This is a genomic window from Rhodanobacter koreensis, from assembly GCF_054782855.1.
In genome coordinates this window covers 746,690-761,455 of the sequence record NZ_BAAGRR010000001.1, presented here as the reverse complement: position 1 = coordinate 761,455, position 14,766 = coordinate 746,690, and the positions used below count along the sequence as shown (strand labels likewise).

The following is a 14,766-nucleotide window of genomic DNA, read 5'->3' as shown; positions in this document are numbered from 1 at the left end:
ACTACAACCCCAGCCAGCTTGATCCGGAAAACGTTCCGCAGGCGTGGGCGATCGGCGGTAGTCCGACCAGTAATCAGGGGCAGGGCGTGGAAGTAGGCATTCTCGATTCGGGTGTGCAAGCAGACAATCCCGCACTCGTAAATCGCATCACTTGGTTCAAGGACTACGTCGATCCCACCAATACGACGCCGCAGGACCCCTATGGCCACGGTACGGTCATGGCCGAGATCATCGGCGGCACGGCGAACGCGGACGGTTCCGGCGGGTCCTACAACTACGGTGGCGTGGCGCCGCAGTCCTCGCTGTATATGGCGCGGGTGGGCGACGGCTCAGGCAACGTCGACCTCAATCTGGTACCGCAGGCACTGTCCGATCTGACCGCACAGGGCGTCAAGCTGATCAACAACTCCTATGGCAGCAGTACGCCGATCACCAGTGTCACTGCCACGGATTCCCATGTCACGCAGGACTACTCGACCTTCTCCTCGACTGCCGGCAATGGCCAGCTGATGGTCTGGGCGGCCGGCAACAATGGCAACGCGCAGCCCAGTGTGGAATCGGCGTTGCCCTATTACGAGACAAGTCTCCAACAGAACTGGCTCACCGTAGTCAACGTGGCATTGAATTCCAGCGGGCAGGTGACGGGCCTTGATTCCACGTCCAACGCCTGCGGCGTGGCGGCATCATGGTGCCTGGCGGCTCCTGGCTACACCTACTTCACACCTGTAACCGGTACGGTGTTCTCGACGGGAGCCGGGGACGGTACCTCAGGCGCTGCTGCGGTGGTCACCGGCGTGGCGGCGCTGGTGTGGCAGCGTTTCCCGTTCTTCACGGCGACGAACGTGCAGGAAACATTGTTGGGGACAGCCACCCCACTCTTACAGAACACCCCCGCGCTGTACGGCTATGGACTCGTGAATGCGGCTGCGGCGGTCAATGGTCCCGGTCAGCTCAATTGGGGCGTATTCGACGTGAACATTCCTGTTGGCCAATCGGCGACGTTCTCCAACAATATGAGCGGCACCGGCAGCCTTCAGCTGGACGGTAGTGGTTCACTCACGCTGACCGGATCGGATGGTTTTGGCAATCTTACGGTGAATGGTGGCACGCTCAAGATTACCGGGAGCGATGGTTTCACTGGCGGCATACAGGTTAACGGCGGGACATTTATCACGCAGAATATGGTGAGTATGCTGAGTACATCAGCTATATCAGTAGCTCAAGGCGCAACGTTGCAAGCGTCGGGTTTCGTCATGGGAAACATCACGAGTAGCGGAATCGTCGATACCCGGCCGCCATCGAACGCTTCAATGCTGCAGATCAGCGGTAACTACACGACGTCTTCAACGGCAAACACCATCTTTCAGATGGGGGGAAACGGGGGGAGTGTACAAGTCCAAGGACGAGCGACTCTAAACAACTCAAGCGCCACGGTGGTTGTTTTGCCCAGCATGTATCCGACTAGCAATGGGTCGTTATTGGAGACCGAATTCGGCGTGTTCGGTCAGTTCGGATCGCTGACAGTTGAGGGTGGGGTATTCACCACTGGCAGCTTGAGCTATACACCATTAAATGTCGATGTAACTCTTACGAATCAATCGGTTTCTGATGTAGCAAAAGCATCGATGCCGAATGTCGCCACGACACAGCAGACAGCACACCACATCCAGACGGCATTGGCCCAGGCGAATACTTGGGCGGTGTCCGATCCTGTGGCACATCAGGCGTTCCTCAACGCCGCTGGCGACTTCCTGCGTGTGGATTCGATTGCGGAAGCGGCAGCATCGATCAACAGCCTGTCCGGTCAGCTGCTGGCATCGTCGCAAGGCTTGACGTTCGAACAGGCCGGCATCGTGAATCGCACAGTGGCCGACCGCCTGACCGATATCGGTAATGGCGGTTCGCAGCAGGGTGCGTGGTTCCAGGGTACCGGTGCGAGTGGCGATATCGCGCGCAGCGGTTACGCCACGGGCAGCTACACGGGTGGTGGGGCCGTCATTGGCTACGATGTTGCTCTTTCCGACTCTTTCAACCTCGGTGCCGGGCTGGATTGGAACCGCCTTGGTTCCACCTACACCATGCAGGGCGGTACCAGCAGTTCGCGCAGTACGGGCGGGATGTTGTACGGCAAGTGGGCGCAGAACAACGTGTACCTCTCCGGTCGGCTTGGTCAGGACTCGATTTCCAGTACCGTCAGTCGGTGGGCAGATCTCGGCACCACGCCAGCGGCTATCTACAGCACGCGCCATGACCGCATGGACTCGGCCTATCTGGAGGCAGGTTACAACGCCCGATCGGACGCGTGGACGACTACGCCATTCGTGTCATTGGGTGATGGATATCTTTCGCGTGGCACGATTGCCGAGCAGGGTGCGGGTGGCTTTGGCATAGCGGCAGGTAGTAAAGACTTCAATCAGAGCAATGCCCAGATCGGTGCACGTATCGCCTATCACTGGATCTGGAATGGCGGCCAGATGTCGATCAAGGGCTTTGCCTTGTACCAGCACATCCTGGCCGGTAGCGATCTTGGCTTCACCGCCGCCTATGCCGGTGCGCCGGATGCAACGTTTCAACTGGAAGGCGTGAATTCGCCGCGGAATTCAGGCTGGATCGGCATAGGCCTCAGCACCATGCTGGATAACCACTGGTCGTGGTTCGCCAATCTGGACGGCCAGATCGCGGGAGGGGGCACCAGGGCCAGTGTGCTTAGTGCGGGTGCGCAATACAGCTTCTGATCAACTGCTGGTTGCATGGTGTCGGTCCATGTCGATGCCATGCAACCAGCAGGCGATGGTTTCTGAAGGATGCTGGAAATGGGTACTTGTTGTGTGCGGTCGATGAGATTCGGCAAGTAGAAGGAATCCAGATCCCATGCATAGCACGCTCAGGATTTCTCGCTATCCATCGGCGCATGTTCCTGCTGTTCGGCGATTACATGTCGCTCGTGCAGCTCTTCACTGATGTTTGCTGTCTCAGCAAGCCCCGATTGCAGACGCGCTTCTTCGACGTTGCCCTGCGACATATCCTTCTCGTTGCCGCCAGGCGTGATCTTGAGGATCGAATGGCGCACCTCGCGCGACAGGATCACCCGGGCGTCGCGTACGATGCCGTCCAGTGCGCTGTCGTAGTCGAGCTTTCCGGCGTCGTCGGTCCACACCACGCGGCGCTCGCGCAGCTTCTGGATGAAGCCGCGGAACAGCGCCTTGTCGAAGAATTCCGGTGCCGACAGTTCGTTGAGCAGGCTCAATCGTTGTGCGGTGAGCGCGCAGGCGTTCTCGAGTTCGGCGCCGGTCATCGTGTGCGGGCCGTTCTTGGCAAGCGCGGCGATGGTGATGTAGTAGCGCTCGAATGCCTGGATCAGGCTGCGTGCAATCACCTTCAGCTGGAAGGCGCTGTCGTCCTGGCCCGGCGCGCGTTCCAGCACGCGGCCATCACCGGTGGATTCGAGCAGACCGCGGCGCACGAAGAAGTCGATCGTGGCCTGCAGCTGCGTGCCGAAGCCATCATCGTCCCACGCCAGGAACAGCTCGCCCTGGATGAACGGGTAGATGATCCGGCCCAGCCGCAGCACCGAGGCACGTGACATGCGCCGGTTGTTGAGGAAGCAGCACGCCACCCATGCGGCGGCGGCGGTGAGGTGCAGCACGTTGTTGCGGAAGTAGCTGAGCAGCACGGCCTGCTCGCCGTTGGCGGTCAGCACGTCGCCCAGCGGGTGCTGCACGCGTTGGATCCAGCCCATCTGCTCGCCGTAGGCGATGATCCCGGCCGGGTTCATCGGGGTCAGCGTGACGCGATCGGAATACGGCAATTCCTCCAGCAGCGCCTTGCTCAGCTCAAGCTGGGCCAGCAGGTCGCTCTCGGCCATCGCGTGCTTGGGCGTAGCCAGCAGGGCGAGCGCGAGCAGGTTGATCGGATTGACGTCGGCGGCGCGATTGATGTTGATCTGGATCTTTTCGGCGAGCTGGTCGACCACGCCGTTGAGCCATTCGGGCTTGGCATCCGGGTCGGCACTGGCGGCGCGCCAGTCGGTGCTGGCGGCGTCCAGTAGCGGGGTCAGTTCGATCGGCTCGCCGAAGTTCAGCGCGACATGACCATAGCGTTGACGCAGCACCTTCAGCCCGCGCAACAGGCCGAGCAGGGATTCTTTTTCCTTCGGCTTGCCGCTGAGCTCGCCGATGTAGCTCTTGCCCTCCATCAGTTTCTCGTAGCCGATGTATACCGGCTGGAACAGCACGGGTCGGCGCGGCGCGCGCAGGAAGGCGCGTACGGTCATCGACAGCAGGCCGCCGCGTGGCGCCAGCAGGCGGCCGGTGCGTGAGCGGGTGCCTTCGGTGAAGTATTCGATCGGTACGCCGCGGTCGATCAGCTGGGCCATGTACTCCTTGAACACCACCGAATACAGCGGATTGCCGGTGAAGCTGCGGCGCATGAAGAACGCACCGCCGCGACGCAGGATCGGTCCGATCGCCGGCAGGTTGAGGTTCACGCCGGCGGCGATATGCGGCACCACCACGCCGGACACGTGCAGCTGGTAACTCATCAGCAGGTAGTCGGCGTGGCTGCGGTGGCTGGGTACGTAGACCACTTCGTAACCGGGCGCGGCGGCACGGGCCTTGTCGAAGTGGTGCATGGCAATGCCGTCGTACAGCTTGTTCCAGAAATTCGACAGCAGGAACGACACCGAGCGCACCACCGGGTGCGAATAGTCGGCGGCGATTTCCATGACCAGCTTGTGCGCCTTGCGCCAGGCCTTGGCGTAGCTGATTTTTTCCTTGGCCGCGCTGGCGGTGATCGCGGCACGCACCGGTTCGGCATTCAGCACGGCATCGACCACGGTGCGCCGGTGCGACAGATCCGGTCCGATCACCGCGGCACGGATGCGGTGAAAGTGGGTGCGCAGCACCCGCGCGATCTTGCGTGTGAAGCGTTCCGGCGCGAGTTCGCCGGATTCGGCCAGTACGCTGCGCAACGATACCGGTGCGGAGAAATGCACGACGGTGTCGCGTCCGTTCAGCAACAAGGCCAGCATCCGGCGGAAGCGGCCGACCATCACCCAGTTTTCCGAGAACAGCACACGGAACCAGCCGCTGTCACGGCTCGGCGCGCGGCCGACGTAGATCGACACCGGCACGATCTGGATGTCGCGTTCCGGCATGCCTTCCAGCGAGCGCACCAGCTGTCGCAACGGTTCGTTTGGCGCGCGCTTGCGGTTGCGGCCGAAGATCCAGCCGTCGCGCCGCGTCAGTGCAAACACCGAGCGCCGACGGCGAGTGCCGGACAGTGCCTGCATCGGGTTGGGCAGGCCGGCTTCGCGGCAGGCGCGCTGGAGGATCAGCGCGTCGGAGAAGCCGTCGCGCTCGATCACATAGCAGACCGGCACGCCGGCCTGCAGCAGGGCGGCCGGCTCGGCCGGGTCGCGGCGGATGCGCACCCAGGGCTGCAACAGTTGCCCGGCCAGGTTGAACCACCAGGGGGCGCGCTGGCGTACGGGGGAGTCCGCGGTATGGATATTCTGCATCCGTCTATTCTAACGGCTGCGATGTTCAGTCTTTAGTGGGCGCGGTGCCGGCAGCAGCCGGTGCGCTGGCGCTGCCGGCCGGCAGTTGGCTCACCTGCTGGTGCGATTTGCGTACGTTGTTCAGCATGTCCTCGCTGTACCAGCGGCCGTTCTCCTGTACCAGCGTCGATTCGGTCGACAGCGGCTTGCCCAGCAGGGTGTAGTCGATCTTCACCACGGCATGGCCGTTGCTGCTGGATACCGGGGTGAGCTTGACCGAGTTCAGCGTGTCGTCCAGCGACAGACCGTAGATCGCCAACAACTGCTTGGCACCGCTGAAGCCGGTCGAATACTTGGCCATCGCGGTGTCGAAATTCATGCTGCGCAGCTGGTCCGGGTTCTTGAGGTCCAGTTTGCGCGCCGTGGTCACGGCCACCCCGACGGCCTGTTTGGCCTTGGCCTGGTCGAACCATGGCGTCTGTTGTGCCCATGGCGTGAGCACATCGAGCGCGCTGCTGGTCTGGGCCTTCTGTGCGTCGGTGAGGCTCTTGTTCTGCGCGATACCGTTTTTCACGAAGGCTTCGCCGACGCTGATCAGCACCGGCAACTGGTCCTTGTATTGCTGTTCCATCGCCGTCAGCTTCGGCTGCAGCTCGCTATACAGTTTGTTTTCGGCGTCGGGCGCGGTGAATTGCTGCATCGTCTCGGCGAACTTGGCGCGATCCTCCGCGGTGATGGGTTCCGCGTTCTGCCGCTGCTTGCTCCAGTCCGCGCGCAGGTTGGCGTAGTCGGCCGGCGGCAGGGCGTGCTTCCACAGGCCATTGAGATCGTTGGCCTTGAGCAGGTCGATCGAGCCTTGCAGGGCGGCTTCCGGCGTGCTGCCGCCTGGTTGCGAGGCATCGTCCTTGCCGTGGCAGGCGCTCAGCAGCAGCGCGGCAAACAGCGGCAACAGGGCATGACGAAGAGTGGGCAGACGCATGGAAGGCTCTCGCGATAGGGCGACGGGCAGGGAAGGCGCCGATGTGGCGCGGTGAGCGGGCAGGGTAAGGGTCGTGGCAACAGGGAACAAGACCGGGCGCAGGATTTCACGCCGAAAGTTGCTGCGGCACATAAAGAAAACCCCGCGGGCACAGGCCTCACGGGGAAATCCGGCTGAGCCGGAAGGGAAATGGCCTTGCCTGCAAAGTTTTTGGTCAGCAGGTGTTGGCAGGCAGATATTATTTGTTCGTTAAAGTTAAGGCAACGCTTTTGTTTATTTATGTAAGTACATGATATACAACAAATATATTTCGCACATGATCACTGATAGCGCAGCGCGTCGATCTTCTCTTGCCGCCGCTGCTGCGCCGGGGCGCTCCAGTCGTTGTTGAACAGCGCCGGCTCCCAGGAGCCATAAGTGGGATTCGGCAGCACGAACCAGCGGGTGCCGATCCACGGCAGGTAGTCGGCGACCGCCTTGCGGCGGCCGTCGGCGGTGTTGGCGAGCACGTCGACGAAGTCACCGATCTGGTCGCCGAACTGCATCAGCACGCGGTAATGCTGGCCGATCAGCTGGCGGCGGCAGCCCTTCTCGGTGCCGACCTGTTCGCAACCGTCGAGCACCGTGCCGAGGCCGAGAAAGGCCTCCGGGCCGCTCACCGGAAATCCTGCCTTGCGCAGGTTGGCCAGTGTGGCCTGATCCAGATCCTTGGCTCGGTTGGAAATGTAGATCACCGCGATGCCGTGCTTTGCGGCGAACTGGGTGAACTCGACCGCGCCGGGCATGGCGCGGGCCTGCTCCTCCTTGCACCAGGCTGCCCAGTCGGCCTCGTTGAACTCGCCGCCGCTCCTGATCACGCGTGCCTGATACGGCGAGTTGTCCAGCACGGTTTCGTCGATATCCAGCACCACGGCCGGCTTCAGACCCTTGATTGGTGTGGTTCGATCGGCCTTGCCCAAGGCATCCCACTGCCTGTCGTGCAGCGCGGCCAGCAGGCGCGATTCGGCGTCACGGTAGGTCTGCAGGTAGATCAGGTCGTGCTCGATCGCGGTCTGGGTCCATGCCACCGCATTCAGATTGTCGTTGGCAGCGATCGCGGGGATTGTCGTCGGTGGCTGAGTCTGTGGCGTCGTCGTGGCGGGGTGCGATGGCGCGGTGGCACAGCCGACGAGCAGGGCGCATACGACCAGGGCCGAGGGCAAACGAACGAACATGCGGGAATCCTTGAGTGAAAGGCCGTGACAATGCGCGGAGTTTACGACAGCCGCATGTCAGGGCTGGTCGTGCGGAGTTGGCGGCTTTCGTGGCCTGCTGACAGACTGGTGCTCCTGCCACTCACGGTTGCGACCTGCATGAATTCCCCTACGACTGCATCGCGCGAGCAATCATCGGTGATCCGCTACGCGAGCTACTTGCTGGCGGCGGCGGCGTTGCTGTCCGTCATCGAACTGCACCTGCTGTCGGCGTTGCTGTCCGGCCTGCTGGTCTACGAACTGGTGCAGGCGGTGGCACCGTTGTTGGGCAAGCGCATCTCCGGCGAGCGTGCGCGGGTGCTGGTGGTCGCGGCACTGGGGGCGATCGTGGTGGGCTTGTTGATCCTGCTGATTCTCGGCGCGATCAGCTTTTTCCGCAGCGAGATTGGCAATCCCGAGCTGCTCTGGCAGCAGCAGCTTATGCCGCTGGTGGAAAAGGCCCGTCAGCAATTGCCATCGATCGTGGTCGATCATCTGCCGGACAGCGTCGATGACTTGCGCGAGGGCGCGGTCGAGCTGGCCCGCAAACATGCGGCGACGTTGCAGCTGGCCGGCAAGGGCGCAGTGCGGGTGTTCGTGCACATCCTCATCGGACTGGTGCTCGGCGCGATCATCGCGCTTGGCCGCACCCGCCCGGCACACCAGGTCGGTCCGCTGGCCGCAGCACTGGGTCAGCGCTGCCAGCGGCTGGCCGAGGCGTTCCACAACATCGTGTTCGCGCAAATCAAGATTTCGTTGATCAATACCGCGTTCACCGCGATCTTCCTGCTCGGTGCACTGCCGTTGCTGGGCATCCACGTACCGCTGGCGAAGACGCTGGTGGTGCTGACCTTCATCGTCGGCCTGCTGCCGGTGGTCGGCAACCTGCTGTCCAACACGGCCGTCACCGTCGCCGCCCTGTCGGTATCGCTTGGGGTTGCCGTCGCCGCGCTCGGCTTCCTGATCCTGATCCACAAGCTGGAGTACTTCCTCAACGCGCGCATCGTCGGCACCCAGATCAACGCCAGCGCGTGGGAGCTGCTGATCGCCATGTTGCTGATGGAGGCCGCCTTCGGCCTGCCCGGCCTGATCGCTGCACCGGTTTACTACGCCTATCTGAAGAGTGAGTTGGTAGCAGAAAGGCTGATCTGAGCGTCCCTCGAACTGACGGTCTTTTCGCGGCCTGCAGGAACGGACCGGCCACAATCTTACGTGCGTGTGAAGAAAATGTTGCAAGATCTTTCGATCGCATGTTAAAACTACCCCGTCATGAGTCGACCAGCGGCGTGGAACTGCTGGTTTTTGCATCATGGATGCCGATTTGTGTGCCAGGCGCCTGCTGATTCATGGGCGCTAGCATTGGCCGCACGCAGGAATATTCTGCAGGGAAAACAGGCAGAAGCGGTCAATGCGAGGAAGTTGAAGGCGGCAAGGGAGCCGATTTAGTCCAGTCGCTCGGAAGTTAAATCAATATTTGATTCCAGTTAAGCATGCTCCGGAAGGAGCAGGATTTCGCATAGCTCAGAATCGAAAGTATTTACGTTTTGAGCGGCACAAAGCCAGGCGGATGACGAGTTCGGACCGTCTTTCGCAAGATCCAACGAAGGATGTTGGTTGGTATCACCAAGTTCTCCGTTTGCCAGTCCCTGCAGGGACGACTTCGGAGGTTTTGCTAATTGCAGTTCGGGGAGTTTCTTTATGTATTTGCTCGATAACAAGCTTACGTCTGCCGTGCGCATTGCGCTTGCCGTCGGCACCTTCATGGCGGCCGGTTCGGTGTTCGCCCAGGACAACAGTGGCGATCAGGCCAGCCCGGAGAAAGCCAAGAGGCTGGAGACCGTGACGGTCACCGGTTCGCGCATTCGCAGTGTCGATGTGGAGACCGCGCAGCCGGTGTTCACCATGACCCAGACTGACATCCAGAAGACAGGCCTGGTCAATGTCGGCGACATCCTGCAGAACCTCTCGATCGCGGGCACTCCGACGTTCAGCAAGGCTGCCGTGCTGATCTCCAACTCGGAGCAGGGTGGCCAGTACATCAACCTGCGCAATCTCGGCGAAAACCGCACGCTGGTTCTTGTGAACGGCAAGCGTTGGGCGAGCAGCCTGGCGGGTTACACCGACATGTCGACCATTCCGGCATCGCTGATCGAGCGCATCGACATCCTGAAGGACGGCGCATCGGCGGTATACGGTTCCGATGCCATTGCGGGTGTGGTCAATATCATCCTGAAGGATCACTACGACGGTGCTGAGGTTTCCGCCTACGTCGGCGAGAACGAGAGTGGCGACGGTACCCAGCAGTCTTACGCCCTTACCCTGGGCACCTCCAGCGAGAAGTCCTCGCTGATGTTCGGTGCCAACATGACCAAGGGTGGTGTGGTCTGGTCGAAGAGCCGCGATCTCACCGCCTACACCTATGGCCCGAACCATGCTGAAGATGGCTTGAGCGGAACTGGCCCGTGGGGCCGCATCCGTCAGGTTACGGCTACCGGCGGTCCGACTGGTGTCAACCTTGTGCGTAATCACACGGGTACGTGGAACGGCGTCGGTGTGGCCGAAGGCCCCTCGAACCAGCTGACGAGCTACCACAACGGTCTGACCGAGGACGATTACTTCAATCCGACCCAGCAGATGATGTTCACGCCGCCCAATGAGCTGAAGTCGATCTTCACCTCGGGGCGTTACGATTTCAACGAAAATGTCTCGTTCAAGTCCAATGCGATGTATGCCGAGCGCGACAATCGCCGCCAGGTCGCCGGCTACCCGCTGAACAGCCAGAGCCAGCCCGTCCACCCGGTCTATATCAGCGGCGACAGCTACTACAATCCGCTGCCGGGCGAGGATCTGTTCTTCTATCGTCGCACCATCGAGCTGCCGCGCGTCACCGACAGCAACGTGAAGTCGTATCACTTTGACGGCGCTCTCGAAGGCGTGTTCGAAGTCGCCCAGCGCACCTGGAACTGGGACGTCGGCTTCGACTACAACAAGTACGATGTGACCGAGACCACCACCGGTAACCTCAACCTGCTCAACCTGACCCAGGCGCTTGGGCCGTCCTTCCTCAATGGTGCTGGCGTGGTGCAGTGCGGTACGGCCGCGAGCCCGATTTCGCTCGACACGTGCGTGCCGTTCGACATTCTTGGCGGTCCGAGCAACTCGACACCGGCAGCCCTGAAGTATGTCAATACCATGGGTCAGAGCACCCAGCAGAGCCTGTCGCAGGACTACACAGCCAACATCACCGGTAGCCTGTTCGATCTGCCAGCCGGCCCGCTCGGTGCCGCGGCGGGCTTCGAACACCGCCAGATCTCCGGTTACGATCGCCCCGATCAGCTGTCCTCTTCCGGCTGGAGCACGGATCTGGCAGGTGGCGGCACCAATGCCAAGTACCACACCAACGAGTTCTACGTCGAGTTCAATGTGCCGGTGCTGAAGGATCTGCCGGGCGCGAAGGAACTGTCGTTTGACGTCGCCAGCCGCTATTCGAAGTACAGCAATTTCGGCAGCACCACCAACAACAAGTACAGCCTGGTCTGGAAGCCGATCGACGACCTGCTGGTACGGGGTACCTACGCCAAGGGCTTCCGTGCGCCGACGCTGGACGATACGTTCGGTGGTGGTTCGCAGACGTTCGACCAGTACACCGATCCGTGCGATGCCCGCTTCGGTGCGGCGGCGACCAACCCCGCCGTGGCAGCCAGCTGCGCTGCCGCTGGCGTACCGGCCGGTTTCCGCCAGCTGGCCACGACGGGTCTGCCAATTACTGCGCCGAACACGCAGAGCACCTCGCCGTTCAACGCCGGTGTGGGTAACGACAAGCTGCAGCCGGAGTTCAGCACCACGCGTACTGCCGGTCTGGTATTCAGCCCGCAGTGGGTGCCGGGGCTGGATGTGAGCGTGGATTGGTACAACATCCGCATCGACAACAAGATCACGGCTCTCAGCGCCAACTACGTCTTGGGTCAGTGCTATGTGCAGAACGTCGCTTCGTACTGCGATGATTTCAGCCGCAATGCCGCGACTTATCAGGTGGAAAACCTGAGCCGCGGCAACATCAATCTGGGTATGCTGCGGACCGAGGGTTACGATTTCGGTGTGAATTACCGGTTGCCGGAATTCGGCTTCGGCAAGTTCAGCGTTCGCCTGGACTCCAACTACCTGAAGGCCTATGACACGCAGAGCACGACGGGTGCCGAGGTGCTGGGTTATGTGGGCCAGTTCGGTCTGCCGCGCTGGCGTGCGAACCTCGGGTTTGACTGGTCGCTCGGCAACTGGGGCGCGACCTGGGGCATGCGCTACTTCGGTGCCTACCGCGATGTGTGCTGGGAATCCGATGTCGAGTGCAACCAGCCGAACTACGAGGGCAAGAGCTGGGGTGATGTGGGTGCGAACCGCAAGGGCGCGATCGTATTCAACGATGCGCAGGTGCGTTACAGCTTCCCGTGGAACGGCAGGCTTTCGGTTGGCGTGAAAAACATTTTCGACAAGAAGCCGCCGACTTCCTACGAAGCGTACCTGGAGGGAGCCAACAGCGCATCCGCCGTGGATCCGCTGCTGGACATCGATCGTTACATCTACGTCCAGTACACCCAGAAGTTCTAAGCTGTATAGCCTGAAGGTGTAAGCAACCGGGGCTCCGCGAGGAGCCCCGGTTTTTTGTACGCATGTGTTACGTGCCTGCTGAATTGCGGTATGACTGCACGAATCTGATACAGGCTCCTCTCAGTTCCCGGACAACTTGCCGATGACGGTCTCGGTGTCATGAAATAGCCCGACGACAAGACAAGCACGATCTGTGGCGAGTACTGCTTCGCCCGCCAGGTTGGTTTTCGAATGCATCTGGTTTTGCAGCAGCGTTGCAACGTCGGTGCGCCTGGGATCCAGTTGCGCAGACACTCCATCGGCTGAGCCAGGTGTTGCAATTTCAGGCCGACCACGCCTGCGATGCGATATATGCCTGGCTACTGCAAGTACGGGGAAGAGTTAAGGATGTCTGGCTATCGTCAACTCAGTTGCTTGCCAGCATGGCGGCAATCTTCGCCATATGCGATTCAGCGGTCTCGCGCACGGCTTCCTTGTCCGCCTCCGGGTCCTTGCCCTGCCAGTGCAGATCGGCCTGTGGCAGTTCGTGCAGGAAGCGGCTGGGCTGGTTGTTGTGGATCTCGCCGTAGCGTTTGGTTTTCGCCGACCATGACAGGGTCAGCAATTCCTTGGCGCGGGTAATGCCGACGTACATCAGGCGGCGTTCCTCGTCGATGCGGCCCTCGTCGATCGCGCCTTCGTGCGGCAGGGTGCCGTCCTCGCAACCGACGATGAAGACGAAGCGGAACTCCAGGCCCTTGGCCGAGTGCAGGGTCATCATGCGCACCGCGTTGCCGGGTTCGTCGCGGTCGGCGTGACTCAAAAGGGCGAGTTGCGAGGCGAGGTCGCCGGCTGAATTGCCGCCCTTCTGCATCGCGCGGAACCAGTCGGCGAGTTCCTTCAGGTTGCCGAGCTTGCGCTCGCGCACGCTGGCATCGGGCGTGCTGGCGGCGATCTGCGCGGCGTAGCCGGTGCGCTTGAGGATCAGTTCGACCAGGTCGGCGGCGCTCTCGTGCAACGAGGCGCTGCGCAGTTCGTCGAGCAGGTTCGCGAACGAGGCCAGTGCTGCGGCCGGGCGCGGGGTGAGCTGGCGCAGCACGCCGTCGCTACGAGTGGCATCGAGCAATGATGAATGCCGCGATTGTGCGATCTGGCCGAGCTTCTCCAGCGTGGTCGAGCCGATCTCGCGCTTCGGCACGTTGACCACGCGCAGGAAGGCGGCATCGTCGCTGGGATTGGTCAGCAGGCGCAGGTAGCACAGCAGGTCCTTCACCTCGACGCGATCGAGGAAGGAGAGCGCGCCGGTGAGGTGGTAGGGAATCCGTGCGAGCCGTAGCGCCTTCTCCAGCGGCCGCGCCTGGAAGTTGCCGCGATACAGGATCGCGATGTCATGCCAGCGCGCCTTGTGCTTCTCCGCCAGCGTGGTGGCGATCGCGGCGACGCGTTCGGCCTCGTGCTCGGCCTCCTTGCATTCCAGCACGCGGATCGGCGCGCCTTCCGGGTGCTCGCTCCACAGCTTCTTGTCATGCAGGTGCGGGTTGTTCGCGATCAGCTGGTTCGCCGCGCGCAGGATGCGCTTGCCGCAGCGGTAGTTCTGCTCCAGCTTGATCACACGCAGGCTCGGCCAGTCGCGGCCGAGCTGGTCGATGTTCTCCGGGTTCGCACCACGCCAGGCGTAGATCGACTGGTCGTCGTCACCCACGCAGGTGATCCCGCCGCGCTCGCCGGTCAGCGCCTTGAGCAGACGGTACTGCGCGTCGTTGGTATCCTGGTACTCGTCCACCAGCAGGTAGCGCAGGCGCTCGCGCCAGGCGCTGCGGCATTCGGCGTCGCTTTCCAGGATGCGCAGCGGCAGCCGGATCAGGTCGTCGAAATCGACCGCGTTGAACGCGGCGAGGCGCTGCTGGTACAGATCGTAGATCGTCGCCGCTTCCAGCTCGCGCGGGCTGCGTGCGGCGGCCAGAGCCTCCTCCGGCGACAGGCCGCCGTTCTTGGCGCGGCTCAACAGATTGCGGATGCCGAACAGCACGTCCGGCTTCACGCCCTTCGGGGACAGTTCCTTGACGATGCCCTCGCTGTCGTCCGCGTCCAGCACCGAGAAGCCGCGGCGCAAACCGGCGCGCGCATGCTCGATCTGCAGGAACTTCAGCCCCAGCGCGTGGAAGGTGCAGACCGTGAGCGCGGCGGCGTCCTCGGCGCTGACCAGCTTGCCCACGCGCTCGCGCATCTCCTTCGCGGCCTTGTTGGTGAAGGTGATCGCGGCGATCTTCGAGGCGCTGAGCTTCTTGCGCGCGATCAGGTACGCGATCTTCTGCGTGATCACCGAAGTCTTGCCGGAACCAGCGCCGGCCAGCACCAGCAGGGGGCTGTCGCAGTGTTCGACGGCGGCCAGTTGTTGCGGATTGAGCATGGATCGAGGCGATACGTGAGGCGGCGGTCGATGGTAGCAGAGCCCTGCTGGCTGGCCGACCGCT

General features: G+C 62.0%; 7 protein-coding genes. 3 read left to right on the top strand and 4 right to left on the bottom strand.

Going from position 1 to position 14,766, the window contains the following annotated elements:
• Positions 1-86 precede the first annotated feature (86 nt).
• Positions 87-2,735 carry a S8 family serine peptidase gene (locus tag ACYVKM_RS03240; RefSeq protein WP_460875712.1) on the top strand — a complete coding sequence of 883 codons (2,649 nt, stop codon included), beginning with the start codon at positions 87-89 and terminating at the stop codon, positions 2,733-2,735.
• Between the two features lie 149 nt (positions 2,736-2,884).
• Here the strand turns inward: ACYVKM_RS03240 and plsB are convergent, their stop codons facing one another.
• The 3 genes from plsB to ACYVKM_RS03225 all read right to left on the bottom strand — a co-directional run bounded on the left by plsB (position 2,885) and on the right by ACYVKM_RS03225 (position 7,690).
• Positions 2,885-5,518, bottom strand: a complete 2,634-nt coding sequence (plsB, locus tag ACYVKM_RS03235) for a glycerol-3-phosphate 1-O-acyltransferase PlsB (protein WP_460875710.1) — start codon at positions 5,516-5,518, stop codon at positions 2,885-2,887.
• A gap of 25 nt (positions 5,519-5,543) precedes the next feature.
• A complete protein-coding gene (locus ACYVKM_RS03230) occupies positions 5,544-6,476 on the bottom strand; it encodes a hypothetical protein (RefSeq protein WP_460875708.1) in 933 nt (310 codons plus the stop codon).
• A 320-nt stretch (positions 6,477-6,796) separates the two neighbouring features.
• The gene (locus tag ACYVKM_RS03225; RefSeq protein WP_460875706.1) at positions 6,797-7,690 is read right to left on the bottom strand and encodes a 5'-nucleotidase, lipoprotein e(P4) family; all 894 of its coding nucleotides are present in this window, start codon (positions 7,688-7,690) and stop codon (positions 6,797-6,799) included.
• Positions 7,691-7,828: 138 nt separating this feature from the next.
• Between ACYVKM_RS03225 and ACYVKM_RS03220 the strand changes: the two genes are divergently transcribed.
• Together ACYVKM_RS03220 and ACYVKM_RS03215 are read left to right on the top strand one after the other, a co-directional pair.
• Entirely contained in the window at positions 7,829-8,860 is a 1,032-nt protein-coding gene (locus ACYVKM_RS03220) for an AI-2E family transporter (protein ID WP_460875705.1), read from the top strand.
• Positions 8,861-9,406: 546 nt separating this feature from the next.
• Entirely contained in the window at positions 9,407-12,313 is a 2,907-nt protein-coding gene (locus ACYVKM_RS03215) for a TonB-dependent receptor plug domain-containing protein (RefSeq protein ID WP_460875703.1), read from the top strand.
• 406 nt (positions 12,314-12,719) lie between these two features.
• On the opposite strand, the gene ACYVKM_RS03210 is transcribed toward ACYVKM_RS03215, so the two are convergent.
• On the bottom strand, positions 12,720-14,702 hold the full coding sequence (locus ACYVKM_RS03210) for a UvrD-helicase domain-containing protein (protein WP_460875701.1): 1,983 nt from the start codon (positions 14,700-14,702) through the stop codon (positions 12,720-12,722).
• Positions 14,703-14,766: the final 64 nt, after the last annotated feature.